Below are 24,218 nucleotides of genomic sequence, written 5' to 3' on the forward strand. Positions count from 1 at the left end.
CTCCGCCCTGTGGGCCGGCCCATCCGTCGCGAAAAGAAGAACCGGGAGGAGTCGCTTCCATGTCTACCGATCTATTGCTGGCCCTGTCGACCTACCCGGATCCGACCGGCGAGGCGGTCCTTCCGCTGGCGGTCGCGTTCGCCCGCCACCTGGACGCGGACGTCACGGCGCTCGCCTTGGAGGTCGACATCCCGGACGTGGAGAATCCCCTCGCGGTCGCGGTCCTCAAGGTCCGCGAACTGATCGAGTCCACTGAGCGGCGGAGCCATCAGTCCGCCGAAGCCTTGCTCGGGCGATGGGCCCGCCTTGCCGCGGAGGCGAACGTACGTCACGGGCTCCATCGAGTCCGGGCCGCGCCGGCCCGCATGGGCGAGACCGCCGTCCATTCGGCTCGGTTCCATCAGATGGTCGCGCTGCCGGTTGCGCCCGGCGATCCGGCCGAGCGGGGGCTCGCCGAAATCCTGGTCTTCGAGTCCGGCCGCCCGGTGGTCCTGCTGCCGGAGGGGCGCACCGTGGCGGGGGGCTTCGACCGGGTGGTGGTCGCGACGGATTTCGGCCGTGCGGCGACCCGAGCGCTGTTCGATGCCGATCCTCTCCTGAGGCGTGCCCGCATGGTCCATGTCGTGACAGCCAGCGACGAGAAGGATGTCGGTCACGGCAACCGGGCGGCGCTCGCCGCCCATCTCGACCGCTGCGGCCTCCGGCACGAGTTCGGCGAGGTGGAGACCGGGGGGCGTCCGGTCGGGGAGGTGCTGCAGGACCATGCGATCGCGCTCGGCGCGGGGCTCCTCGTGATGGGTGCCTACGGCCATTCGCGCCTCCGACAGTTCGTGCTAGGCGGTGCGACCGCCACGGTTCTGCACGACCTGCGCCTGCCCGTGCTCATGTCGCATTGATCGATCCCACCCCAGCCGCGGAGCCGTCACATGTTTGCGGAGTTCCTCGTCCATACACCGGCCGACGCCGAGCCTCCCGTCACGCCGGCCTTCCGGTATGCCTTGGGAGCCGCTTCGGCCTTCGGAGCCCACCTGACCGCCCTCGTCTACCAGATCGACGTCGAGACGCCGGTCGCACTGCGGGACAGGCCGCCGTCGCCTCGCACCGAGGAGGAGCATACCGCTGTCACCGCAAGCGCCCTGACGGCGGCGGCGGAGCGGGCGGGGGTCCCCCTCGAGGTCGTGACCGACCGGTCCTACGCCTACGGGGTCGGCGAGACCCTGGCCGACTTCGCCCACCTGCGCGACGTCACGATCCTCGACCACGACCCTCGGCCGGGCCCCGGTTCACGCCTGCTCGCCCAGGCGGCTCTCTTCGATTCGGGCCGGCCCGTGATCCTGGTGCCCCCCACGGTGTCGTCCTTCGCCATGCGCACCGTCCTGATCGCCTGGGACTCGAGCAGGGCTTCGGTGCGGGCGGTGCACGACGCCATGCCGTTCCTGCAACGGGCCGAGCGCGTGGTGGTCACGCGCGTCACCGACGACGGCTATCTGCGGCAGGGACATTCCGGCCTCGAACTCTGCCGCCATCTCGCGCGGCACGGGGTCACCGCGGAGTTCAACCCGGTCGATCGCGGCTCTGCCTCCGTCTCGGAGGCCCTCGCGGGCGCGGCGGGCCTGCTCGCCGTCGACCTGCTGGTCATGGGCGGCGCGGTCCATTCCCGCATCCACGACCTCCTCTTCGGCAGCGTGACACGCCGCGTTCTCGAGGGGGACATCGGCGTCCCGGTGCTGCTGTCGAATTGAGCCGGCTCGGCCGTCAGGGCGTCAGCACGACGCGTCCCATGACACGTCCGGCCCTCAGGTCGTCGAGCGCCGCATTGGCGGCCTCGAGGGGCCGCGTCTCGATCGGCAGGGGCGGGACCTTGCCGCCCCGGACGAGTTCGATCATCTCGTGCGCCTCGTCGAGGCGGCCCACGTAGCTGCCCTCGATCGCGATGGCGCGCATGGGCAGGAAGGGCAGGGGCATCGAGAAGGAGCCGCCGATCAGCCCCGCCACCACCACCTTGCCCCCCTTGCGCAGCGCACCCTGCGCGAAGGCGAAGCTCGACTCGGCGCCGGCGAAGTCCACCGCGCCCCAGACCCCGCCCGTTGCCTTCATGAAGGCGCGCCGCGCCTCCGCGTCCGTCGGGTCCCAGGCCGAAGCCGCGCCGGCCGCGAGGGCCGCCTCGCGCTTGGCCGCCGACACGTCCGCCACCACGGGCGCGTGCGGGAAGAGGGTGCGCGCGAAGGCGAGCCCCATCATGCCGACACCGCCGAGGCCGACGATCAGCACCGGCCCGCGCTCGGCCAGCGCGCCGAGGCGCTTCAGCGCCGAATAGGCGGTCAGCCCGGAGCACATCAGGCTGCCGGCCCGCTCCTCGGCGATTCCCGCCGCCTCGACCAGGTAGCGCGGGTGCGGCACCACGAGGTGCGTGGCGTAGCCGCCGTCGACCTGGATGCCGATCTGTCGCGGCCGGGCGCAGATCTGCTCGTCCCCCGCCCGGCAGGTCTCGCAATGCCCGCAGCCGATCCAGGGATAGACGACCCGCCGCGCCCCGACCGCCACGAGGCCGGCCGCCTCCGGCCCGACCGCCTCGACCTCGCCCTCGATCTCGTGTCCGAGCGTGAAGGGCAACTCCCGCCCGGCGCGCACGTCGAGCGTCTTGCCGCCGCCGAGGTCGAAATGGCCCTCGAGCAGGTGCAGGTCCGAATGGCAGACGCCGCAGTGGCGGACGCGGAGCAGGACCTCGCTGCCGCGCGGTTCCGGGGTCGGCTCCACCGCCTCGCAGAGCGGTTGGCCGTAGTCGACGATGGCCTGGCGTTTCATGGCCGCGAGCCTATCAAGCCCGGACGAGCCCCCGCAATGGGGAGAGGCCCCGGATGGCTCAGGCGCCCTGCAGTGCGTTGGCCAGCGCCACGAAGCCCGGGATGCCGATCTCCTCCGCCCGCCGGGTCGGGTCGATGCCCGCCCGCGCCAGCAAGGCCTCGCTGTCGGGCGTCACGCCCCGCAGGCTCGAACGCAGCATCTTGCGCCGCTGCCCGAAGGCCGCCGCGACGACCCGCTCCAGCGCCTCCGGCGGGCAGGGCAGGGGCGCGGGCCGGGGCACCAGGTGGACCACCGACGAGGTCACCTTGGGCGGCGGCACGAAGGCCTTCGGGCTCACGTCGAAGGCGATCCGGGCCTCGGTGCGCCAGCCGGCGAGCACCCCGAGGCGCCCGTAGGCGTCGGAGCTCTCGTCCGCCACGATCCGCTCCGCCACCTCGCGCTGGAACATCAGGGTCGCGCTCGTCCACCATGGCGGCCAGGGCTCCGTCTTCAGCCAGCCGACCAGGAGCGCGGTTCCGACGTTGTAGGGGAGGTTGGCGACGATGCGCGCCGGCCCGCCCGCGAGCGCCGCGAAGTCGACCGTCAGCGCGTCCGCCGAGACGACCTCGAGCCGCCCCGGATAATGGGCCTGGATCTCCGCCAGCGCGCCGAGGCACCGCTCGTCCCGCTCGATCGCCACCACCCGGCCCGCGCCGGCGGCCAGGAGCGCGCGCGTGAGCCCGCCCGGCCCTGGGCCGACCTCGACGACGGTCGCGCCCGCGAGGTCGCCGGCCGTGCGCGCGATCCGGGAGGTGAGATTGAGGTCGAGCAGGAAGTTCTGGCCGAGCGACTTGCGGGCGTCGAGGCCGAAGCGGGCGATGACGTCCCGCAGAGGCGGCAGCTCGTCGATCTGCGCCATCGCGCCGGCCCGCTCAGGCGTGGCCGGCCGCGAGCCGGCCCGCCAGCCGGATCGCCGCCATCAGGCTGTCCGGCCGCGCCACGCCCTGGCCGGCGATGTCGAGCGCCGTCCCGTGGTCAGGCGAGGTGCGCACGAAGGGCAGGCCGAGCGTCACGTTCACGGTCTCGTCGAACGCGATGGTCTTGACCGGGATGAGCGCCTGGTCGTGGGTCATCAGGAGCGCCGCGTCGTAGGTGGCGCGCGCCCGCGGATGGAACATGGTGTCGGACGGCAGCGGCCCGCGCGCGTCGATCCCCTCAGCCACGAGCGCCGCCACGGCGGGCGCCACGACCGCGTCGTCCTCGCTCCCCATGGTGCCGTTCTCGCCCGCATGCGGATTGAGCCCGCCGATGGCGAGCCGGGGCCTTGCGATGCCGAAGCGGGCCGTCAGGTCGCGGGCGACGATCCGTGCCGTCTCCACGATGAGCGCCTGCGTCAGGAGCCCCGGCACGGCCGCTAGCGCCACGTGCACGGTGACCGGCACCGTCCGGAGTTCCGGCCCCGCGAGCATCATCACCGGGTGCCACGCCCCGTCCGGCCCCGGTCCCTTCCCGAAGGCACGGGCGAGCTCGCCGAGGAATTCGGTGTGGCCGGGAAAGCGGAAGCCGGCGCCGTAGAGCGCGTGCTTGTTGATCGGGTTGGTGACCACGGCCGCCGCCCGGCCCGCGCGGACATCGTCGACCGCCCGCTCGATCGCGGCGATGACGGCCGGCGCGTCGCCGGGCACGAGCCGCCCCGGCTCCGCCGCGACCGGCAGGCCGAGGTCGACGACCGGCAGCGCCCGGGCGAACACCTCGACCGCCCCGGCCGGGCTGGTCGCCTCCACCGGCACGTCGAGGCCGAGGAGCGCGGCTCGCCGCCTCGCGGCCTCCGGATCGCCGAGGAGATAGAACGGCGGGAGCCCGTCGTGCGCCGCCCAGGCTGCCAGTGTGATGTCGAGGCCGATGCCGCCCGGCTCGCCCATGGTGAGCGCCAGCGGCAGGGGAGCGCCGGGGCTCATTTGTAGTCGATCACCGCGATGCGGCGCAGCTCGCTGATATACTGGCGCGCCAGGAGCTGGCCCTCCTGCTCGCGCAGGTCGTTCTCGACCTTGCCGCGGTCCTGGATGTCGGTCTGTACCTCGCGCTTCTCGCAGACGGCCAGCAGTTCGACCCCCGCGCCCCCCGCCTGCGGCTTGGTCGCCTTGCCCACGGGCGTTTCCGTGAGCGGCTTGCGGAAGCCCTCCGGCAGTTCCTCGGCGGTGCGCCGCCCGACGTTCTTGATGACGACCTCCTTGTAGGAGCGCGCCAGCTCGTTGAGCCCGTCGCAGCCGTTGAGCCGCGCCCGGAAGGCCTCGGCCTCCTTGAGCCGCGCCGCCGCGCCGCCCGGGGTCGACTTGGCGACCACGAAGGTGATCTGGGAGATCAGGAACTCGTCCGTCTTGGTGGGCTTCACCAGGTCGGCGCGGTTCGCGCCCTTCTTCTCGAGGGCGGCGATGATCTGGCTGTCCGTGATGGTGACGGACTTGGAGAAGCGGTTCAGCACGAGCTGCTGCCAGGTGAGCTGTCCTCGCAGGCGCGCCCTCAGCGTGCGGGCGTCGATCCCCTGCTGGGCGAGGGCCTGGCCGAGCTGGGAAGGCGCCAGCTTCACCCGCTCAGCGATCCCCGCGAAGGCGGCGTCGACCTGCGCTTCCGTGATCGTGACCTTGACGCGCTTCGCCTCGGCGGCCTTCAGCTTCTCGTCGATCAGCTCCTCCATGGCCTGCTTCTGCAGGGCCGGGCCGGAGAGTTCCTTGGCGACGAGCCGGAGGAAGCGGGCGCGCTGGTTGATCTCGTTGGAGGTGATCGGCTCGCCGTTGACGACGACCTTGATCGCCGTCTGCGCGCTCGCCGGACGGGTTCCCGGCCCGGCTACCGCGAGGAGCGCCAGGACCGCGGTTGCGGCGAGGATCGCGGGTCGACGGATGGGCATGCGGATCGAACCTCCCTGGTGCCGGCCGCGGGGCCGGCCGGCCCGTCCTATCGGGGACGGACATGGCGAAACCGTGTTGTCAGCGGACGAGATTGTTGGAGATGGCGCCATCGCCGAGCGTTCTCAGCCCGAAGCGGAAGTAGACCACCCGATCGGTCAGGATGCGGGTCCCCCGGCTCTTCGTCAGCGCCCGGTCCGTGTCCTCAGTGTAGGCGACGGACGAGGAGAACTGGTCGTTGTCGAAGCCGAGCCCGACCGTGTTGTTGACCACGAACGAGTTGTGGATGTCGTAACGGATGCTGCCGAAGGCGCGCCAGTTCTCGCCGAGCCGCATGTTCAGCGCGCTCTGCAGTTCCGACCGCTCCGGTTCGACGAGGCTGTCATACTTGGTCGGCAGCAGCTTGTAGAGGTAGTCCGGCGTCCTGAGATAGGCGTAGACCACCGAGGCCGTGATCGGCCCGGCGAAACCGGTGGCCTGCAGCTCGGCGCGGTTGATCGTCATGTCGCGGTCGTCGAACCGGGCGCTGGCGCCGAAGCGCAACCCGCGGCCGGTGTCGAGGAGGACGCTCGTCACGTAGTCCGAACTGGTGCTGTCGAGGCCGGACCCGTAGGCGGTCAGGGGCCGCGGATTCATCAGCACGAACTTGGCGAAGCGCGGGTCCGCGAAGGAGTTCACGCCGGCGATCTGGTAGGACTGCCCGAACAGTGCCGAGACCGACCCGCCGCCATTGGCCTGGAAGGTGTAGCGCATGCCGGCGTTCGCCCGCGTGCCGCCCTCGGCCCGGTCGAAGCCGGAGAACTTGTCCATGTCGAACAGGTTGGTCGCGTCGAACACGAGGCTCTGCGCGTCCTCGTTCGGCAGATGCCCGACATAGCGCTCCGACGGCCGCGTGATCAGCTGCAGGATCGGCTCCAGGACATGGCTGCCCATCAGGCTCGAGCCGATCCAGGGATAGCGGTACTCGATGCCGGCCATCGGGGTCACCCGCGCCAGTACCCCGTCGGACACCCAGCCGACGTTGTTGTTGGTGTTGGAATTGAAGAAGATGTCGCCGCGCAAGCCGAGCATCGGCGTGAACACCTGCCCGAAGCTGTCGATGAACTGCCGCCGCCACTGCGCGTCGACCGAGAAGCGGCTGTAGTTGCCCTGCAGACCATAGACCTGCCGGGCCAGGTCGACGTCCGTCTTCAGCCGGCTGAGGCTCGTGAAGTTGGCGTGCGCGGAAAGTTCGCCGCCGAGGACGGGATCCGGGTGGTAGTAGTCGTAGTCGATCACCGGATGGACGACGGGCTGCTTCAACTGCAGCCCCTTGCCGACGCCCTGGGGCTTGGTCGGGTCGTCGTCCTCGAAGATCTGGAACTGGTAGACGCGCATGTCGAACCAGTTCCGCTCACCCTGGCCGGTGAGGTAGACGGTCGACGTGGCCTCCTGACGGTCCTTTGGATAGAGCCGGTAGTCCTGGATGAACTTCCGGTCCGACATCAGGACGCCGTCCCAGCCCCACTTCCACTGCTCGTTGATGTTGAACTCGCCCTTCGTGAAGATGGCGCCGCGCCAGACCCGGTCGCCGCTCGTGCCGAAGAACACGTCCGGGTTCTGCTGGTTGATGCCGACGGCCCGGAACGACCAGCCGCCGGTCTCCATCCGGTGCCGCACCTCGACGTCGCCGAGGAGGCCCTGCCGGGACAGCAGCACCGGCGAGAAGGTGACGTCCCAGTTCGCCGCCGGGGCCCAGAAGAAGGGCACCTGCGCGCCGAAGCCGAGCTGGTTTGAGGCGATGAAGCCGGGCGCCAGGAAGCCGGTCTTGCGGGTCACCGTCGGGTCGGGATGCTTGAAGTAGGGCACGTAGGCGATCGGCACGCCGAGGAACTCGAGCCGCGCGTCCTCGTAGCTGATCGTCCGCTCCTGCTGGTCGTGGATGATCTTGGCCGCCCGGATCTCCCAGAAGGGCGGCCGGCCCGGGTCGGCCTCGCACAGCTGGCAGGCGTTGTAGGCGCCGTTCTCGAAGACCGTGACGTTGCCTTCCCGCCGCGTGGCGCTCTCCGCAGAGAAGCGTGACCGCTCCGTGGTCGACACGCTGAGCGCCTGGACGAAGCCCTCCCGGAAGTTCTCCGTCACGTCCATCCGGGCCGCCGTGACGACATTCCCGCCCGGCTCCACGAGCCGCGCGTCACCCTCCGCGACGACCCGCTTGGCCTTGCGCAGGAACGTCACCTTGGCCGCCGACAGCGTGTATCCGTTGTAGCGGATCTGGACCTTGCCGAGCGCCGTGACCGTCTGGCCGTCGTTGTCGTAGACGACCTGGTCCGCTTCCAGGACCATCGGCGTCTGCTGCCCTCCGCGCGGCTTGGCGAGCTTGGCCAAGAGCGGGTCGGTCTGCGCCAGGGCGGTGGTGGGAGCGGCGGCCGCGACCGCTGCGAGGAGGCCGGCGATGAGCCTGGCCCGGGTTCGGAGGACGGCGCCGGGAACGCAAATCCCCGTCCGCGGAGTCGCAGACCTCCGCGCCGACGGCTGGCCACTCAAGGGGACGCGGCGGGCCATGCCTAGCCGTCCTCCCGGTACAACAGGATCGTGAACCCCATCAAGGACGCCACGAGGGCCGGTGTCCAAGCCGCGAGGACCGGGGGAACCAGCCCGACGCCGCCCAGATCCCGGGCCACCTCACCGACGACATAAAGCACGAAGCCCGCGGTCACGCCACCGAGAATGAGCCGCCCGACGTTGCCGAAACGAAACACGTGGAGCGAAACCGTCCCTGCGATCAACACCATGGCTGCGAGGAGCAGCGGCCGCGCGACCAGCGTCTGGTACTGCAGTTCGTACCGGAAGGCGGGCAGGCCGGCGTTGCGGGCGAGCTCGATATAGTCGTCGAGCGCCCAGAACGGGACCGTGTCCGGGTCCGCGGCCCGCTCCCGAATCTGCTCGAGCGTCAGGTAGGTCGGCAAGGTGACGACCGGCTGGTCCAGCGGTGCCGCCCCCTCCCGACGCACGCGTGCGTCCGAGAGGATCCAGACCCCGTCCGCGAAGCGCGCCTCCGCGGCGTCGATGCGCGACTGGAAGCGGCCGGTCTTGTCGAAGCTCATCACCGTGACGTCACCGAGTCTGGCGCCCTGGTCGAGCGCGCGCCGCGCGTGCAGGATCGATTCCCCCTGCGGCCCGTCCTGGCGCAGCCACGTGTCGGTCGCCGCCATCGCCTCGAGCCGCGGATCGCGGCCGAAGATGCGCATCGCGATCTCGTCCGCCCGCTCCTTCGCGTAGGCGGCGAGCGGATTGTAGGCGACCGTCCCGACCACCCCGATGCCCAGCGCGACCAGCAGCGCCGGCATGGTGAACTGCCACACCGAAACCCCCGCGGCCCGAGCCACCACGAGCTCCAGGCTCCGGGACAGGCCCAGGAAGGCCGCCATCGAGCCGAACAGGGTCGCAAAGGGCAGGGTCTGCTCGGCGATCCAGGGCACCCGCAGGAGCGAGCCCGCCACCACGAGCCCCGTGGTGACTCCGGGCCGGTCGACGGACCGGCGGAACAGCTCCAGGAAGTCGAAGAGGAAGATGATCGCGGCGGAGAACAGGAAGAGGAGCAGGATCGAGCGCGCGAAGCGCCGGGCGATGTAGAAGCCGAGAGTGCGTCCGATCATCGGGCGCCCCGCCGGCTCGGCGCGAAGCGGTCGGCGATCCGCTCTGACGCCCAGGCGAGCGCCTCCACGGCGCGCTCGATCGGGCGGGGCAGGGCGAACTGCCGATCGCGAAGGATCGTGAGGAGCCCCCAGCCCAAGGTGGCGAGCGGAATCCCATAGGCGAGCGCCGCCATGGCGGGCGACGTGCCCGCCCGGCTCACCGCCGCGAAGTGCAGCCCGCGCACCGCCGCCGCGCCGAGGATCGCCGCCGCCACCGCGAAGCCGCGGCCCTGACGCGTCGTGCGCGCGTCGCCGAGGCAGAGGAAGACGACCACCGCGAAGGCCATCGGCACCAGGGGTTGGGACAGTCGGTCGTGCAGCTCCGCGCCGAATCGGCCGATGTTCTTCTGCACGTAGTCGTCCGAGAGGTCGGGCGCGAGCAGTTCGGCGGTCGTCCGCTCGCTCGGCTTGTAGACCGGCGCGCTGTTCTGCGGCGTGAGGTCCGACAGGTCGAACGCATAGGCCTCGAACTGGACGATCGACAGCGCGTCGTCCGCCCGGTTGAGCCGCTGCAGCGACCCGTCGCGCATGACCAGCAGGGTCCGGCCGGGCACCTCCAGCACCACCGCCTGCTCGGCCATGTAGGTATAGCCGATCGCCGGGTCGCGCTGGTCGTCGACCAGCAGCCCCGCCAGGGACCCGTCCCCGGCGCGGTTCCGGATGTGGAAGGTGAGGCCCGGCTCGATCTCCGTGAAGAGCCCCGGCCGGACGATGTTGGCGATAAGGTCGACGTTGACCTTCGTCACCTCGGTGCGGAGCTGGCGCTGGGCCAGTGGGGCGAGCGTGGTTCCGGCGATCGCCATCGTGGCCGACACGACCGCCGCGAGGAGCAGCATGGGCCGGAGCACCAGCAGGCGCGACCCGCCGCTCGCGTTGACGACCACCAGCTCGCTGTCCGCGTTGAGTCGGTTGAGCGTGACGATCGCCGCCGTCAGGTACGCGAAGGGCGCGATCACGAGCGTCAGGAAGGGGAGGGCGAGGCCGGAGATCTCCAGGAAGGTCAGGAGCGTCTGCCCCTTGGCGGTGACGAGGTTGAGCTGCCGGAGCGCCTGCGTGACCCAGACGACCCCGGCGAGCGCCAGGAGCGTGCCCAGGAAGGCGCCGGCCATGCGCCGGAACACGTAGCGCTCGATCAGTCCCATATCCGCCGTCCGCCCGGCAACCCGCTTCACTCGAACCCATCGGACCGGTCCGGAAGGAACTCTTTACCCTATTCCGATGGAAGCCCAGAAGCGTGAATGTGACGCCAAGAAAGATGGTCAACGAGTCCTGAACGTCGCTCCGGCTTGCCCTGGCGCCTGCATCGCGCCATGTTCCTGCCCCGTCCGCGGTTTTCCCCCGCCTCGTTTCCCGTCCTTCTCGGCGCCCCCGAGCCGTTCCGGAGCCCGTTCCCATGCCTCTCGCTACGATCGCCTTCCAGAAGCCCGTCCGCCCCGAGACCGGCACCCTCGTCCTCCTCGCCGAGGACGGCGGCGCGCTCGGCGCGGCCGCGAAGGCGCTGGACGAGGCGACCGGCGGCACCCTGGCCCGCGCGCTGTCGGCCTCGGCCTTCAAGGGCAAGCAGTTCGCCACCCTCGAGATCCTGGCGCCCGCCGGCTCCGCGCTCGACCGGATTCTCGTCGTCGGGCTCGGCAAGCCGGCCGAGATGAAGGAGAACGACTGGTCCCGCCTCGGCGGCACCGTGCTCGGCAAGCTCGCGGACCTAAAGGTCGAGGAGGCGGTCCTGATGCTCGACCGCGCCGACGGCGGCGCCTTCGAGCCCGCCGTCGCCGCCGAGGTCGCCCTCGGCGCCGTGCTCCGCAGCTACCGCTTCGATCGCTACAAGACGAAGAAGAAGGACGACGAGGCGAACGGCGGCAAGAGCGTCCGCCTCACCCTCGCGCTCGAGGGCCATGCCGCCGCCAAGAAGGCCTGGAGCCGGCTCCAGGGCGTGGCCGAGGGCGTCGTCGTCGCGCGCGATCTCGTCATCGAGCCGCCGAACGTCCTCTCCCCGGAGGAGTTCGCCCGCCGCGCCCGCGAGCTGGAGAAGCTCGGCGTGGAGGTCGAGGTCCTCAACGAGAAGGAGATGAAGAAGCTCGGCATGGGCGCCTTCCTGGGCGTCGGCCAGGGCTCCTCCCGCCCGCCGCGTCTGGTCGTGATGCGCTGGAACGGCGGCAAGGACAAGGACAAGCCGGTGGCCTTCATCGGCAAGGGCGTCGTCTTCGACACCGGCGGCATCTCCATCAAGCCCGCCCAGGGCATGGAGGACATGAAGGGCGACATGGCCGGCGCCGCCTGCGTGACCGGCCTGATGCACGCCCTCGCGGCCCGCAAGGCCAAGGTCAACGTGATCGGCGCGATCGGCGTGGTGGAGAACATGCCCGACGGCAACGCCCAGCGCCCCGGCGACATCGTCAAGTCCATGTCCGGCCAGACCATCGAGATCATCAACACCGACGCCGAGGGCCGCCTCGTCCTGGCTGACGTGCTCTGGTACGTGAAGGAGACCTACCAGCCCCGCTTCATGCTCGACCTCGCGACCCTCACAGGCGCCATCATGGTCGCCCTCGGCAAGGTCTACGCCGGCATGTTCTCCACCTCCGACGACCTCGCCGCCCAGCTCTCCGCCGCCGGCGACGCGACGGGCGAGCGAGTCTGGCGCATGCCGCTCGCCGCCGACTACGACAAGATGATCGACAGTCAGTTCGCCGACATGAAGAACACCGGCGGCCGCTTCGGCGGCTCGATCACCGCGGCCCAGTTCCTGAAGCGCTTCGTCGGCGACACCCCCTGGGTGCATCTCGACATCGCCGGCACCGGCATGGACTCCACCCACACCGAGACCAGCAAGGCCTGGGCGTCCGGCTGGGGCGTCCGCCTCCTCGACCGCCTCGTGGCGGAGAACTACGAGAAGTGAGGGCATGGCCGAGGCCTGGTTCTATCACCTGGTGGGCAAGCGCCTCGAGGACGTCCTCCCGGGACTGATCGAGCGCAGCCTGGAGCGCGGCTGGCGCGTGGTGGTGCAGGCCGGCTCCGAGGAGCGGCGCGACGCACTCGACGCGCACCTGTGGACCTACGCCGAGGAGTCCTTCCTGCCCCACGGCACCCGCCGCGACGGCGATCCGTCGCGGCAGCCCGTCTACCTGACCGCCGAGGGCGACAACCCGAACGGTGCCGCGGTCCGGTTCCTGGTCGACCGGGCGGAGCCGCCCGACCTCGCCGTCTACGAACGCGCGGTCTACATCTTCGACGGCGGCGACCCGGAGGCCCTGCAGGACGCCCGCCGGCGCTGGCGCGACGCCAAGGCGGCGGGGCTCGACGTCACCTATTGGCAACAGGACGACCGCGGCCGCTGGGTGAAGAAAGCCTGAGCCGCGGCCGCGTCGCGCGGCCGCCCTTGCCGTGCTGAACAATGCTCATATGCTCCCTGGCGGGACAGCACGGGAGATCCGATTGCCGAGGCGCATGGAGAAGTCGCACGACGATCTTCGCCGGGACGCGGTCGCGGCGGCGCGCGCCGTCGTCGACGCCCATGGCGTCGGGGGCCTGACGGTGCGCCGGGTCTCAGAGGCGATCGGCTGCTCGGTGGGCACGATCTACAACCTGTTCGCCGATCTCGACGACCTGATCGTCCACGTGGCCTCCGGCATTCTCGACGACATGCACGAGGCGCTGTTCGGCCCCCCGGGCCCCGCCGACCCGGTCGAGCGCCTGCGCGACCTCGCCCAGCGCTACCTCGCCTTCGCGGTCGCCAACCCGCGGCTCTGGTCCATGCTCTTCGAATATTCGACCGCCGACGACCGCCCGCTGCCGGACTGGCACGTCGCCCGCATCGACCGGCTGGTCCGCGCCGTGCAGGAGACCGCCGCCGCGGCGATTCCCGGCGGCCCGGAGGACGTGAAGGCCTCGGTCGACGTGCTCTGGGCCTCCGTGCACGGCATCGCCGCCCTGGCGCTGCGCGGCAAGCTCGGCATCGTCACCGCCGATTCGGCCGGCAGCCTCGCCGACCGGCTGGTCGTCACCTTCCTGGCCGGCGCCCGGCAGGCGGCCGGGGCCCGCGTCCCGTGACGCGCCGGCCCGCCCGCGGCCTGCTGGCGCTGGCGGTCCTGGCGGTCGCGCTGCCCGGCCGGCCCGGCCCCGCCCGCGCCGCGGAAGGCCTGCCGGACGGCTTCGTGCGGCTCGCCGACGTCGACCCGACCATCCGCCAGGACATGCGCTACGCCGGACCCCGCAACTTCACGGGCCGTCCCGTGGCGGGCTACCGGCGGCCGGTCTGCATCCTGACGCGGCGGGCCGCCGAGGCGCTCGCCCGCGTTCAGGCCGAGCTCGCGCCCCGCGGACTCTCGCTCAAGGTCTACGACTGCTACCGGCCCGCCGCCGCCGTCGCCGACTTCCTGCGCTGGTCGCGCGAGCCCGACCTCTCCACCAAGGCCGAATACTACCCGCGCGAGGACAAGGGCCGCCTGTTCGCCCGCGGCTACATCGCCACCCGGTCCGGCCACTCCCGCGGCTCCACCGTGGACCTGACGATCGTCCCGCGCGACCCGACGCCGCAGGCCGGCACGCCCGGCGGGCCCTGCACCGCGCCGCCACCTGCCCGCGCCCCCGACGACGGCCTCGACATGGGCACCGCCTTCGACTGCTTCGACGACCGCGCGGCCACCGCCGCCCCAGTCCCGGCGGGCCCGCGCGCCAACCGCCTCCTCCTTTTCGACGCCATGCGCCGCGGCGGCTTCGCCAACTACGCGCGCGAGTGGTGGCACTACGGCCTGCTCGACGAGCCCTACCCGGACCGGACCTTCGACTTCCCCGTCGAGTGACGCCCGGGCGAGACGGGGATCACGCATTTTACCGGAACGGCTCCGCTCACGATTCCCATTGACGCCCGAATGTAAGAGACTTATGACATGACGGCGTGTCAGCATAAGTTGACAACGGCTTCCGAGTCCGGAATGCGGCAGTCCGCCGCGGCGTCTACCGTCGGGTTCTGGGCCCGCACGGCCGCCGCTTCTCGGGCCCTGCAGTCCCGTGCGAGCGCCTGGCGGGGGATGCGTCTCCGACGATCAACCGCCGACAAAGGGGTAGGCCCTCCTCGAGACCGGTGAGGACACTGGTGAATGGCGCGGACAACGGTTTCCGCGTCAATTTGGGGAGTATGGGAACCATGGACAGTCTGGACGATCCCAACAGAGTCTGGCCCACCGGCCTGACCATCAAGGAATCGGAGGCGCTGCACCAGCACGTGATCGACGGCGCGCGGATCTTCTTCGCGATCGCGCTCTTCGCCCACGTCCTGGCCTACGTCTACTCGCCTTGGCTGCATTGACGGAGCACCACCATGAACAACGGACGTATCTGGTGCGTCGTCAACCCGACGATCGGCCTCCCGGCCTTCCTCGGCAGCGTGGCGCTGATGGCCTTCACGGTCCACTTCGCGGTCCTGAACCACACCACGTGGTTCGGTGACTATTGGCAGGGCAAGGCCAAGAAGACGGCCGCCGCCGACGTCAAGTCGCCCGGCAGCGCGGTGGTGCAGGCGAACGACGGGACATCCTTCGTCGTGAGCGTGACCCCGACCGCCACTCCGGACGGCAACGGCGGCACCGCTTTCGTGGTCTCGGTCACCCCGCGGGCGGGCGCCCCGGTGGTGTCCAGCGCGGCGCCTCCGGGCACCGGCAAGCCGCCCCTCGAGGTGGCGGGCGTGGCGCGTCAGTTGAACTGACCAGCCAGCCGATGTCGTCCGGCCGGATGCTCCTCGCCTGAGCGCCGGCCGCGACCGGGCGGGGAGGCTTCGCGCCGCCCCGCCGTCATCTTCGCATGCCCTGCCGGGGATTGCGCTCATGAACCGCGTCAGCCAGCGCTACATGGCGGCCTGGGTCCGTCTCGGCCCGCGTTTCCTGCCCTTCGCCGATGCGGCGTCCCCCGACCTGCCGCTGTCGCGGCTGATCCGCCTGTCGCTCGTGCAGGTGGCGGTCGGCATGTCCCTGGTCCTGCTCGTCGGGACGCTCAACCGGGTCATGATCGTCGAGCTCGACATCCCGGCCTCGCTCGTTTCCACCATGATCGCCCTGCCGGTCCTCTTCGCGCCCTTCCGCGCGCTGATCGGCCATCGGTCGGACACCTACCGCTCCGTGCTCGGATGGCGGCGCGTGCCGTTCCTGTTCCGCGGCACCATGATCCAGTTCGGCGGCCTCGCCATCATGCCCTTCGCCATCCTGGTCCTGTCCGGCGGCGGCGAATCGGCGCGCTTCCCCGTCTGGATCGGGCATGTCGGCGCGGCCGTCGCCTTCCTGCTCGTCGGCGCCGGGATCCACACGACCCAGACCGTCGGCCTCGCGCTCGCCACCGACCTGTCGCGCCCAGAGCAGCGGCCGAACGTGGTCGGCCTCATGTACGTGATGCTCCTCCTCGGCTCCATCGCGAGCGCGCTCGCCTTCGGCTGGGCGCTGGAGGACTTCAGCCCCGGCCGCCTCGTCCAGGTCATCCAGGCATCGGCGGTCGTCACCATCGTGCTCAACGCCGTCGCCCTGTGGAAGCAGGAATCCCGTCGGCGCGGGGAGGCGGACCGGCCGTCCGACGAACCCGGCTTCTCCGACGCCCTGGCGCTCTACATGAACGCCGGCCAGGCCCTCCGCCGTCTTGTCGCCGTCGGCCTCGGCACCATGGCGTTCGGCATGCAGGACGTGCTCCTGGAGCCCTACGGGGCGACCGTGCTCGGCCAGTCCGTGAGCGAGACGACCCGGCTCACCGCGACGCTCGCCGCCGGCGGCCTCCTCGGCTTCAGCCTGGCGTCCCACGTGCTCTCGCGCGGCGCCGACCCGATCCGCATGGCCGCCTCGGGCGCCGCGGCCGGGGCACTCGCCTTCGCGGGCGTGATGGCGGCCGGCCCGGCCGGCTCGACCTGGCTCTTCGTCGCCAGCGTCGGCTTGATCGGCTTTGGCGGCGGCCTCTTCGGCCACGGCACGCTCACCGCCACCATGAACCTCGCCCCGCCTGCGCAGGCCGGCCTGGCGCTGGGCGCCTGGGGCGCCGTCCAGGCGACCGCCGCCGGCGTGGGAATCGCGGTCGGCGGGCTTCTGCGTGATCTTCTCGGCGCTCCCGCGCGTACCCTCTTCGGTCCGGCGGGGGATTTCACCGCCGTGTTCGCCCTGGAGTTCGCGCTCCTGGCGGCGACCCTCCTCATCATGCTGCCGCTCCTGCCGGGGTCCGCCACGGACCTGCGTCGGGGCGGCCCCGGGCGGCAGGGGCCCCGGTTCACGCCCCAGACCAGAACGGAGTAAGGCCATGGTCCAGACCCTCTGCCGCATGTACCCGACCAACGCCGAGGCGGAAGCCGCCTTCGCCGAGCTCGGCCGCTACACCGACTACGAGGACAAGTTCCTCTTCTCCGCGACCGACCCGGCCACCGGCTCGGCGCTGACCCGCGACGCCGTCGAGAAGGCCATGATGGGCGCCTTCATCCCGCGCGCCGAGGCGCAGGTCTACGCCGCCCGCGTCGCGGCCGGCCACAGCCTCGTGGCCGTGCATGCCCCCTTCGGCACCGCCCTGACGGCGACCACCATCCTGGACCGCCACGGCCCCATCGACTCGGGCATCCCCGCGCCGGCCTACGAGCCCTACCAGTACGATCCGCGCACGCCCTTCTCGAGCGTCCTGTGGCTGCCGACCCTGTCGAAGACCCGCCTGCCGTTCCAGAAGGTGACGGGCCTCCCGACCCTCACCGAGGGCCCCGCCCTGATGACGCGCCTGCTCGGCCCGCTGCTCACCGGCACCAAGGTCTTCACCACCTTCATGCCGATGCTGACGCGCGACCGCACCCCCTTCTCCAACCTCCTCAACCTGCCGACGCTCACCGAGAAGAAGTTCTTCGTCCGGCCATGAGCCGCCGCGGCGGCGCGTGCCGCGCCTCGTCCGGGGTTGCGGGGGAGGGGTGGGGGCTGGGACGAAACGCCGGGCCGCCTCAGGTCACCGACGCGATGGCCTCGCGGATGCGTGGGGCGCCCCAGGCCTTGACCTCGCTCGGGGGAGCGCCCGGGGAGGGGATATCGACGCCCTGACCCGATCCGAGGACCCGGCGCTGGCCGCCAGCCTCGACGGCGACCTCGCCGCGCTCGACGAAGACTCCGAAGACCCCCCGGCTCGGGCCTGCGAAGAAGCGGGTGCCGCGCACGGCGATCAGGCCGAATGTCGAGCGGATGCGGACGTCCGTCTTCGGCGCCGACTCCGGCCGGTCGAACAGCAGGGCACCCTGGCCGAGGTCGAGGACGCCGCCTCGCTCGGCGACGAACCGGTCGATGCGCAGCTTCGCCTCCGCGCCGAGCCGGACCGTCGTGGCGCTGCCGAGCTTCATGGAGACGCGGGCCTGGACGCCGGTGGACACAAGGTCTCCGTCGAACACGTCCGCGGCCTGCTCCAGACGGCGGCGTTCGGCCGCGAGCTCCGCGAAGGCGTCGCCGATCGCCTCCCCGACATGGCCGACCCGGAGCGCCGCCCGGGCCCGGCCAGCGGGTTGCACCAGCGCGACCGCGCCGGCCGCCAGGCCCGCGGCGGCGATGAAGAGGCTGCGGCGAGAAAATCCCGCGTCCATGGTCCTGTCGTCTCCGGGATACCCGACACACCCGACGTCGGGCGAAGTCTACACCCGATCGATGCCCGCCCGCATTCAAACCCGCGTCAGGCGCCCCGATCCGACGGCCGGCGCCGGAACTCGAGCCCGCGCTCCCGGTCGAGGTCGTCGATGACCATGTTCTGCAACTCCCAGCAGGGGCAGGCGGGCCGGGGCCCGGAAGACGACGGAGTCAGATCTGATTGCGCGTCTTCAGGTGCCGTTCCCAGGCGAGCGCATGGCCCACGATGGTGTCTAGGTCGTCCCATTGCGGCGTCCAGCCGAGCGTCTCGCGGACGCGGTCGGACTGGGCGACCACCTTCGGGCTGTCGCCCGGGCGGCGGGGGGCGTACCGGACCGGCAGCGTGACGCCGGCGACGCGCTCGACGGACTTCAGTACCTCCAGCACCGAGAAGCCCTTGGCGTAGCCGCAGTTGGCCACGAGGCTGGGATTGCCGGCCCTCAGGTGGTCGAGCGCCAGCGCATGCGCGGCGATGAGGTCGGACACGTGGATGTAGTCGCGCACCCCGGTGCCGTCCGGCGTGTCGTAGTCGGTGCCGAAGACCTGGATCTCCGGGCGGTCGCCGAGCGCGGTCTCGCAGGCGACCTTGATGAGGTGCGTGGCGCCCTTGGTCGACTGTCCGGTCCGCCCGCGCGGGTCCGCGCCGGCGACGTTGAAGTAGCGCAGCGCCGCGTAGCGGAAGTCGTGCGCCTTGGCGACGTCGGCGAGCATCATCTCGGTCATCAGCTTGGACGTGCCGTAGGGCGACAGCGGCTTCAGCGGCTCGTCCTCGGAGACCGGGATGCGCTCGGGATCCCCGTAGACGGCGGCCGTCGAGGAGAACACGAAATTGCGCACCCCGTTGCGGACCGCCGCGGCGATCAGGGCCCGACTCTTGACCGTGTTGTTCAGATAATAGGCGAGGGGATCGGCCACCGATTCCGGGACGATGATCGACCCGGCGAAGTGGATGACCGCATCGACGGCGTGCCGCGCCATCAACTCGTCGAGGAGCGCGTCGTCGGCGATGTCGCCCTGGACGAAGGTCGCCTCCGGGGCGACGGCCCAGCGGAAGCCCGTCCGGAGGCTGTCCAGCACCACCACGTCTTCGCCCCGGTCCACCAGGGCCCACACCATGTGGCTGCCGATATAGCCGGCCCCGCCCGTCACCAGTACCGCCATGAGTCCCGCCGTTCCTTCGTTCGCCCGGCAGACCATAGCCGACGACGGTTGCCGAAGCCCTAGCGCCGATCGCCGCCCGTCAGCGGCCCGCGCCGAGCCCGCAGGCCTCCTCGCAAGCGGCGTACCAGATCCGGACGGGATCGTCCGGCGCGAGGAGCTCGAGGCTGCTGACCGTCAGGGGCCAGTGCAGCGTCCCGCATACGGCGTAGTCGGCGTAGGTCGGCCCGGCGCCGCCGATGAACGGCTGGCTGCGCAGCATGAGCCGGAGCGGCAGGAGGGCTTCCCGGAACGCCGGGATGCGCGCCTCCCGGTCGGCGCAGACCGCCTCCAGGCTGCGGCCGAACCGGGCCTCACGGCTCGCGCGGAAGTAGGCCTGGTCCTCCGGCGCCAGGAGGGCGTGGATGTCCGTCAGCACGATGGGCGAGATCTGGGGCAGCAGCGCGTTGGCCCAGGCCTCGACGAAACGCGCCGCCGATTGGCCCGCCGGGCCGCCGAAGAGGCTCGGCCGGTCCGGATAGGCCTCTTCCAGATACTCGGCGATCGCCCAGCTGTCGCGCACGAGCCGCCCCCCGTCGTCGATGACCGGGACCGTCTTCTGGCCGCCCCCCGCGATGCGGGGAATGGCCGTGAACGGCGTCGGCACGGTCTCGACCGGAAGCCCCTTGTGGGCGAGGGCGAGCCGGATCCGACGGCAGTAGGGGCTCAGCCGGCGGTCGTCGGCCGTGCAGAGGTCGTAGAGAACGACGGGCTTCATGGCGTGGCGGCCGGCTCCTGTGGCGGGGGCGCCATGAGGCACGCTCCGCGCCCGCCGGGCAACCTCCGGCCGCGGGATGCTGCCCGTCAGGTGCGGATGCGGCCCTTCTCGGTCCAGACCACCTTGCCGGTCTCGTCGACGAAGAAGACCAGCACCGATGTGGCGTCGGGCCGGGCGGGCACCTCCAGGCTGGCCCGGACCGGCGGCACCGGCCCCGTGCAGGGCTCGCCCGAGCGGTCCAGCGACACGGTCACCGCGACCGTGCCGGCGCCGGTTCTGGCGCCCTCGGGCTTGCCCTCCCGGGCGGTGTCCACCGACCAGCAGGCCAGCGCCGGCTGGAAGACCGCGTCGACCGCGATGGTGTCGCCGGAGAGGCGCGCGTTGACGCCGGAGAGCTGCGCCTGCGGATGGTCGAAGGTGACGAAGCCGAGGGCGACGACGCCCGCGAGGACGACCCGGAGATCGAGGGAGCGGAACATGGGCAACGGTCCTTCATGAAATCCCGGCCGGAGCGGACGGGCGCGCATCCGCCGCTCCGGACAGGCTCGAGGTTGGATGTGGCATCGGGCGGAAATCGGGCCCGATCGGGGCCATTCGCTGGCCCCATCGGGACTGCCCCCGTTCAAAAAGCCTCAACCTTGACAGACCGTTAACATCCACCGCCGTCCACAGGCGGGGCGGACCGGGTCCGACGCCCGGATCCGGTCCCTCTGCCGGCCCCCCGACCCCGCCGGCGCCCTCGGTTCACACCAGCGCCAGGATGCGGCTCGGGCCGCCGGTGGCGTCGCGGATCTTCGGCTGGCCGATCACGATCGTCGCCCCGACCGGCGGGACCGCGCCGAGGTTGGCTACGCATTCAAGGCCGAAGCGGCCGGACGGCAGCCACATGTAGTGGACCTTGAAGTCCTTCGAGGGGCCATGGTCGAGCGAGGCGGAATCGACCGCCAGGCCGCGCACGCTGCGGGTCTTCATGAGGTACTCGGCCGCCTCGGCCGAGAAGCCGGGGAAGTGCAGCACGCCGTTCGCGTCCTTGCCCATGAACTTGGCCGTGGTGACGTGCTTGTCCCAGCCGGAGTTCATGGCGACCACAGCGCCGTCGGGGATCTTGCCGTTCTTGCCCTCCCAGGCCTCGATGTCCGCGACGGTCACCTGGGCGTCCACGTCCTTCTCCGCCTTGGCGGCGATGTCGACGACGGCGAGCGGGGCGACCAGGGCATCCGCCGCGATCTTGTCGATCGTGGCCCCGGCCTCGGAGAAGTGGATCGGGGCGTCCATGTGGGTGCCGGCATGCTCGATGATGCGCCACCAGTAGAGATTGAAGCCGTCCTTCTTGAAGTCGAACTGCTTCTGCATCTCGATTCCCGGTACGCCGAAGAAGGTCGGGAACTCCGGGCTCATCGTGTGGGTGAGATCGACCACCTTGGAGAAGCTGCGCGCCTGAGCGGCGGCGACGCCGGGCAGCGCCGTGGCGGCGAAGCCGGCCGCGGTGGCGGCGGTGGCACCCCTGAACAGGCCGCGGCGGGTCAGTCGCTTGAGGACCGCTTCCTCGCATCCGGGAACACACATCTCGTCTTCTCCCTGCGCTGTTTCTTCGGGCCGTCCCGGCCCCGTCCGGAGAGTAAGGCGGCGGTGCGGGCCCGGTCACCCCGTTACGATGTAACAGTCACGCCCAGCCCCGAGCGGCGCCGCCCTCTCGACGCGGACCGGTTCCGCGGCTAAGTCCCTTGGCGCCATGATCACCGTCTCGGACCTCACCTACCGCATCGCGGGCCGCACCCTCCTGGAGCAGGCCTCCGTCACCATTCCGGCGGGCGCCAAGGCCGGGCTCGTCGGCAAGAACGGAACCGGCAAGACGACGCTCTTCAAGCTCGTCACCGGCGACATCGCCGCCGAGAGCGGGTCGATCGCGGTCCCGCGCGGGGCCCGCATCGGCGGCGTGGCGCAGGAGGCGCCGGGCAGCGCGATCGCGCTGATCGACTTCGTGCTCGCCGCCGACACCGAGCGCGCCGCGCTGCTGGCCGAAGCCGAGACCGCCACGGACCCGCACCGCATCGCCGAGATCCATACCCGCCTCGCCGACATCCGCGCCCATTCGGCCGAGGCGCGCGCGGCGACGATCCTCGCCGGCCTCGGCTTCGACCACGAGGCCCAGCGCCGGCCCTGCTCGGACTTCTCGGGCGGCTGGCGCATGCGGGTGGCGCTGGCGGCCGTCCTCTTCGCCGAGCCGGACCTGCTCCTCCTCGACGAGCCGACCAACTACCTCGACCTCGAGGGCACGCTCTGGCTGGAGACCTATCTCGCCCGCTATCCCCACACCGTCATCGTCATCAGCCACGACCGCGACCTGCTCAACAACGCGGTCGAGATGATCGTGCACCTCGACCAGGGCAAGCTCGTCGCCTACCGGGGCGGTTACGACAGCTTCGAGCGGCAGCGCCGGGAGAAGATGATCCTGACGCAGAAGATGCGCGAGAAGCAGGAGGCGCAGCGGGCGCACATGCAGGCCTTCATCGACCGCTTCAAGGCCAAGGCGACGAAGGCGCGCCAGGCCCAGAGCCGGATGAAGGCGCTCGCCCGGATGGAGCCGATCGCCGCGCTCGCCGCCGACGAGGTGATGCCCTTCTCGTTCCAGGCCCCGGCCGGCCGCCTCGCGCCGCCGATCCTCGCGCTCGACAAGGTCGCCGTCGGCTACGAACCGGGCAAGCCGATCCTGCGCAACATCTCGCTCCGGATCGACACCGAGGACCGGATCGGCCTGCTGGGGGCGAACGGCAACGGCAAGTCCACCTTCGCCAAGCTGCTGGCCGGCCGGCTCCCGGCCATGCAGGGCGAGGTCAAGCGGGCCAACAAGCTCGGCATCGGCTTCTTCGCCCAGCACCAGCTCGACGACCTCCTGCCGGGGGAGAGTCCGGTCCAGCATGTCTGGCCGCTGATGAAGGGCGAGCCCGAGGCGAAGGTCCGGTCGCGCGTCGCCCAGATGGGCCTGCCGACGAGCCGCATGGACACCCCCGCCAAGGACCTCTCGGGCGGCGAGAAGGCACGGCTCCTCATGGGCCTCGCCACCTTCGCGGGCCCGAACCTGATGATCCTCGACGAGCCGACCAACCACCTCGACATCGACAGCCGCGAGGCCCTGGTCCAGGCGCTCGCCGAATACGACGGCGCCGTCATCCTGATCAGTCACGACCGCCATCTGGTCGAGGCGACCGTCGACCGCCTTCTGCTCGTCGCGGACGGCACGGTCTCGTCCTTCGACGGCGACATGGACGACTACAAGAAGCTGATCCTGGAGCGCGCCAACCGCGAGGGCCGCACCGACCGGGACACCGAGACCCCGAAAACCTCGGCGCAGGACCGCCGCCGCCTCGCCGCGCAGATCCGCGAGCAACTCGCGCCGCTGCGCAAGGAGATCCGCGCCGCCGAGACCCGGCTCGAAAAGCTGCAGGCCGACCTCGCCCGCCTCGACCGCGACCTCGCCGACCCGGCCCTCTTCACCCGCGACCCGGCGAAGGGCACCCGCCTCTCCAAGGAGCGGGCCGACACGGAACGGGCCATCGCCGCGGTCGAGGAGCGCTGGCTCGCCCTCTCCTCCGAATACGAGGACGCCGAGAAGGCCGCCGCCGAGGGCTGAGCCGCCCCTCTGTCCAGGGCGTTGCCGCCCTCCGTCGGGGTGCTGCCCCTCATGGGCGGGCAAGTGATGTCCCGGCATCCGCATTCCCGGACAAGGCGCGGCACGCGCCGCAGATCCGGGACCCAGCGCGACCCCCGATCCGCAGCACTGCGGCGGGTGGAGGGCATTGGACCCCGGCCCTCCGCTGCGCTCCGGCCGGGGATGCGGGGAGAGGGGGTGCCCCAAGGTCGGGGGATCTTGCGAACCCCACCCCTCCATCCGCATTCCCGGACAAGGCGCGGCACGCGCCGCAGATCCGGGACCCAGCGCGAGCCCCGATCCGCAGAGCTGCGGCCAGTGGAGAGCGCTGGACCCCGGCCCTTCGCTACGCCCCGGCCGGGGATGCGGGGGAAAGGGTGTGCCCCAAGGTCGGGGGATCTTGCGAACCCCCACCCCTCCATCCGCATTCCCGGACAAGGCGCGGCACGCGCCGCAGATCCGGGACCCAGCGCGGGCCGCCATCCGCAGCGCTGCGGCCGGTGGAAGGCGCTGGACCCCGGCCCTTCGCTCCGCTCCGGCCGGGGATGCGATCGGGGAAGGGGCCCGGACGTCGGAAGCAGCCGGCCGCTCCCGCACCGCGACCGGCGCCACCGCCTCCGCCATGCGGTTGGACCACTAGGCCCCTAGGAACCCGTATTCCATGGAGCCCCCGGAACCCGC

At 71.4% G+C, this 24,218-nt stretch carries 22 protein-coding genes and 1 pseudogene; 11 read left to right on the forward strand and 12 right to left on the reverse strand.

All coding sequences use genetic code 11. The features are described from left to right. Positions 1-59 precede the first annotated feature (59 nt). Both WBG79_RS09610 and WBG79_RS09615 read left to right on the forward strand, forming a co-directional pair. The gene (locus tag WBG79_RS09610; RefSeq protein WP_337356885.1) at positions 60-896 is read left to right on the forward strand and encodes a universal stress protein; all 837 of its coding nucleotides are present in this window, start codon (positions 60-62) and stop codon (positions 894-896) included. Between the two features lie 30 nt (positions 897-926). Next, positions 927-1,742: a universal stress protein gene (locus WBG79_RS09615; RefSeq protein WP_337356886.1), complete on the forward strand. Its 816-nt coding sequence runs from the start codon at positions 927-929 to the stop codon at positions 1,740-1,742. Between the two features lie 13 nt (positions 1,743-1,755). Here WBG79_RS09615 and WBG79_RS09620 read toward each other — a convergent pair whose 3' ends face one another. The 7 genes from WBG79_RS09620 to WBG79_RS09650 all read right to left on the reverse strand — a co-directional run bounded on the left by WBG79_RS09620 (position 1,756) and on the right by WBG79_RS09650 (position 10,509). After that, the gene (locus WBG79_RS09620) at positions 1,756-2,805 is read right to left on the reverse strand and encodes an alcohol dehydrogenase (protein WP_337356887.1); all 1,050 of its coding nucleotides are present in this window, start codon (positions 2,803-2,805) and stop codon (positions 1,756-1,758) included. A 58-nt stretch (positions 2,806-2,863) separates the two neighbouring features. Continuing rightward, positions 2,864-3,703 (reverse strand): 16S rRNA (adenine(1518)-N(6)/adenine(1519)-N(6))-dimethyltransferase RsmA, encoded by an 840-nt coding sequence (gene rsmA / locus WBG79_RS09625; RefSeq protein WP_337356888.1) that lies wholly within the window; start codon positions 3,701-3,703, stop codon positions 2,864-2,866. Between the two features lie 13 nt (positions 3,704-3,716). Continuing rightward, entirely contained in the window at positions 3,717-4,742 is a 1,026-nt protein-coding gene (gene pdxA / locus WBG79_RS09630) for a 4-hydroxythreonine-4-phosphate dehydrogenase PdxA (protein ID WP_337356889.1), read from the reverse strand. Continuing rightward, complete coding sequence (locus tag WBG79_RS09635) at positions 4,739-5,692, reverse strand: SurA N-terminal domain-containing protein (protein ID WP_337356890.1); 954 nt, start codon at positions 5,690-5,692, stop codon at positions 4,739-4,741. Before WBG79_RS09635 ends, pdxA begins: the two co-directional genes overlap by 4 nt. Positions 5,693-5,771: 79 nt before the next feature. After that, entirely contained in the window at positions 5,772-8,057 is a 2,286-nt protein-coding gene (locus tag WBG79_RS09640) for an LPS-assembly protein LptD (RefSeq protein WP_337356891.1), read from the reverse strand. A 179-nt stretch (positions 8,058-8,236) separates the two neighbouring features. After that, positions 8,237-9,328 carry an LPS export ABC transporter permease LptG gene (gene lptG / locus WBG79_RS09645; RefSeq protein WP_337356892.1) on the reverse strand — a complete coding sequence of 364 codons (1,092 nt, stop codon included), beginning with the start codon at positions 9,326-9,328 and terminating at the stop codon, positions 8,237-8,239. After that, complete coding sequence (locus tag WBG79_RS09650; RefSeq protein WP_337356893.1) at positions 9,325-10,509, reverse strand: LptF/LptG family permease; 1,185 nt, start codon at positions 10,507-10,509, stop codon at positions 9,325-9,327. The genes lptG and WBG79_RS09650 overlap by 4 nt, the downstream gene beginning before the upstream one ends. Positions 10,510-10,760: 251 nt before the next feature. Here WBG79_RS09650 and WBG79_RS09655 point away from each other — a divergent pair, with 251 nt between their 5' ends. The 8 genes and pseudogenes from WBG79_RS09655 to WBG79_RS09690 all read left to right on the forward strand — a co-directional run bounded on the left by WBG79_RS09655 (position 10,761) and on the right by WBG79_RS09690 (position 17,227). Further along, positions 10,761-12,263 (forward strand): leucyl aminopeptidase, encoded by a 1,503-nt coding sequence (locus tag WBG79_RS09655; protein WP_337356894.1) that lies wholly within the window; start codon positions 10,761-10,763, stop codon positions 12,261-12,263. 4 nt (positions 12,264-12,267) lie between these two features. Then, positions 12,268-12,717 (forward strand): DNA polymerase III subunit chi, encoded by a 450-nt coding sequence (locus WBG79_RS09660; protein ID WP_337356895.1) that lies wholly within the window; start codon positions 12,268-12,270, stop codon positions 12,715-12,717. 82 nt (positions 12,718-12,799) lie between these two features. Further along, positions 12,800-13,414 carry a TetR/AcrR family transcriptional regulator gene (locus WBG79_RS09665; protein ID WP_337356896.1) on the forward strand — a complete coding sequence of 205 codons (615 nt, stop codon included), beginning with the start codon at positions 12,800-12,802 and terminating at the stop codon, positions 13,412-13,414. Further along, the gene (locus tag WBG79_RS09670) at positions 13,411-14,166 is read left to right on the forward strand and encodes a M15 family metallopeptidase (protein ID WP_443147422.1); all 756 of its coding nucleotides are present in this window, start codon (positions 13,411-13,413) and stop codon (positions 14,164-14,166) included. Before WBG79_RS09665 ends, WBG79_RS09670 begins: the two co-directional genes overlap by 4 nt. Before the next feature lie 344 nt (positions 14,167-14,510). Next, positions 14,511-14,672 (forward strand): light-harvesting protein, encoded by a 162-nt coding sequence (locus WBG79_RS09675; RefSeq protein WP_337356897.1) that lies wholly within the window; start codon positions 14,511-14,513, stop codon positions 14,670-14,672. A 12-nt stretch (positions 14,673-14,684) separates the two neighbouring features. Further along, positions 14,685-14,831: pseudogene (locus tag WBG79_RS09680) on the forward strand (light-harvesting protein); the annotation flags it as partial. A 355-nt stretch (positions 14,832-15,186) separates the two neighbouring features. After that, positions 15,187-16,626 carry a PucC family protein gene (locus WBG79_RS09685; protein ID WP_337356898.1) on the forward strand — a complete coding sequence of 480 codons (1,440 nt, stop codon included), beginning with the start codon at positions 15,187-15,189 and terminating at the stop codon, positions 16,624-16,626. Between the two features lie 4 nt (positions 16,627-16,630). Further along, the gene (locus tag WBG79_RS09690; RefSeq protein ID WP_337356899.1) at positions 16,631-17,227 is read left to right on the forward strand and encodes a hypothetical protein; all 597 of its coding nucleotides are present in this window, start codon (positions 16,631-16,633) and stop codon (positions 17,225-17,227) included. 79 nt (positions 17,228-17,306) lie between these two features. On the opposite strand, the gene WBG79_RS09695 is transcribed toward WBG79_RS09690, so the two are convergent. The 5 genes from WBG79_RS09695 to WBG79_RS09715 all read right to left on the reverse strand — a co-directional run bounded on the left by WBG79_RS09695 (position 17,307) and on the right by WBG79_RS09715 (position 21,454). Further along, complete coding sequence (locus tag WBG79_RS09695) at positions 17,307-17,933, reverse strand: FecR family protein (RefSeq protein WP_337356900.1); 627 nt, start codon at positions 17,931-17,933, stop codon at positions 17,307-17,309. Between the two features lie 211 nt (positions 17,934-18,144). Further along, on the reverse strand, positions 18,145-19,134 hold the full coding sequence (galE, locus tag WBG79_RS09700) for a UDP-glucose 4-epimerase GalE (RefSeq protein WP_337356901.1): 990 nt from the start codon (positions 19,132-19,134) through the stop codon (positions 18,145-18,147). 79 nt (positions 19,135-19,213) lie between these two features. Further along, positions 19,214-19,888, reverse strand: coding sequence for a glutathione S-transferase family protein (locus WBG79_RS09705; protein ID WP_337356902.1), 675 nt, complete (start codon positions 19,886-19,888; stop codon positions 19,214-19,216). Positions 19,889-19,974: 86 nt separating this feature from the next. Further along, positions 19,975-20,367: a hypothetical protein gene (locus WBG79_RS09710; protein ID WP_337356903.1), complete on the reverse strand. Its 393-nt coding sequence runs from the start codon at positions 20,365-20,367 to the stop codon at positions 19,975-19,977. A gap of 265 nt (positions 20,368-20,632) precedes the next feature. After that, complete coding sequence (locus tag WBG79_RS09715) at positions 20,633-21,454, reverse strand: cyclase family protein (RefSeq protein WP_337356904.1); 822 nt, start codon at positions 21,452-21,454, stop codon at positions 20,633-20,635. 166 nt (positions 21,455-21,620) lie between these two features. Between WBG79_RS09715 and WBG79_RS09720 the strand changes: the two genes are divergently transcribed. Then, complete coding sequence (locus WBG79_RS09720) at positions 21,621-23,519, forward strand: ABC-F family ATP-binding cassette domain-containing protein (protein ID WP_337356905.1); 1,899 nt, start codon at positions 21,621-21,623, stop codon at positions 23,517-23,519. The last annotated feature ends 699 nt before the right edge of the window (positions 23,520-24,218 follow it).

Source organism: Prosthecomicrobium sp. N25 (genome assembly GCF_037203705.1).
Classification (GTDB): Bacteria; Pseudomonadota; Alphaproteobacteria; order Rhizobiales; family Ancalomicrobiaceae; genus Prosthecodimorpha.

Bases quoted from the DNA above. Each gene is read 5' to 3' on its own strand.
- WBG79_RS09610 (WP_337356885.1), top strand. From the start codon at position 60: ATGTCTACCGATCTATTGCTGGCCCTGTCGACCTACCCGGATCCGACC.
- WBG79_RS09615 (WP_337356886.1), top strand. From the start codon at position 927: ATGTTTGCGGAGTTCCTCGTCCATACACCGGCCGACGCCGAGCCTCCC.
- WBG79_RS09620 (WP_337356887.1), bottom strand. From the start codon at position 2,805: ATGAAACGCCAGGCCATCGTCGACTACGGCCAACCGCTCTGCGAGGCG.
- rsmA (WP_337356888.1), bottom strand. From the start codon at position 3,703: ATGGCGCAGATCGACGAGCTGCCGCCTCTGCGGGACGTCATCGCCCGC.
- pdxA (WP_337356889.1), bottom strand. From the start codon at position 4,742: ATGAGCCCCGGCGCTCCCCTGCCGCTGGCGCTCACCATGGGCGAGCCG.
- WBG79_RS09635 (WP_337356890.1), bottom strand. From the start codon at position 5,692: ATGCCCATCCGTCGACCCGCGATCCTCGCCGCAACCGCGGTCCTGGCG.
- lptG (WP_337356892.1), bottom strand. From the start codon at position 9,328: ATGATCGGACGCACTCTCGGCTTCTACATCGCCCGGCGCTTCGCGCGC.
- WBG79_RS09650 (WP_337356893.1), bottom strand. From the start codon at position 10,509: ATGGGACTGATCGAGCGCTACGTGTTCCGGCGCATGGCCGGCGCCTTC.
- WBG79_RS09655 (WP_337356894.1), top strand. From the start codon at position 10,761: ATGCCTCTCGCTACGATCGCCTTCCAGAAGCCCGTCCGCCCCGAGACC.
- WBG79_RS09660 (WP_337356895.1), top strand. From the start codon at position 12,268: ATGGCCGAGGCCTGGTTCTATCACCTGGTGGGCAAGCGCCTCGAGGAC.
- WBG79_RS09675 (WP_337356897.1), top strand. From the start codon at position 14,511: ATGGACAGTCTGGACGATCCCAACAGAGTCTGGCCCACCGGCCTGACC.
- WBG79_RS09685 (WP_337356898.1), top strand. From the start codon at position 15,187: ATGAACCGCGTCAGCCAGCGCTACATGGCGGCCTGGGTCCGTCTCGGC.
- WBG79_RS09690 (WP_337356899.1), top strand. From the start codon at position 16,631: ATGGTCCAGACCCTCTGCCGCATGTACCCGACCAACGCCGAGGCGGAA.
- WBG79_RS09695 (WP_337356900.1), bottom strand. From the start codon at position 17,933: ATGGACGCGGGATTTTCTCGCCGCAGCCTCTTCATCGCCGCCGCGGGC.
- galE (WP_337356901.1), bottom strand. From the start codon at position 19,134: ATGGCGGTACTGGTGACGGGCGGGGCCGGCTATATCGGCAGCCACATG.
- WBG79_RS09705 (WP_337356902.1), bottom strand. From the start codon at position 19,888: ATGAAGCCCGTCGTTCTCTACGACCTCTGCACGGCCGACGACCGCCGG.
- WBG79_RS09710 (WP_337356903.1), bottom strand. From the start codon at position 20,367: ATGTTCCGCTCCCTCGATCTCCGGGTCGTCCTCGCGGGCGTCGTCGCC.
- WBG79_RS09715 (WP_337356904.1), bottom strand. From the start codon at position 21,454: ATGTGTGTTCCCGGATGCGAGGAAGCGGTCCTCAAGCGACTGACCCGC.
- WBG79_RS09720 (WP_337356905.1), top strand. From the start codon at position 21,621: ATGATCACCGTCTCGGACCTCACCTACCGCATCGCGGGCCGCACCCTC.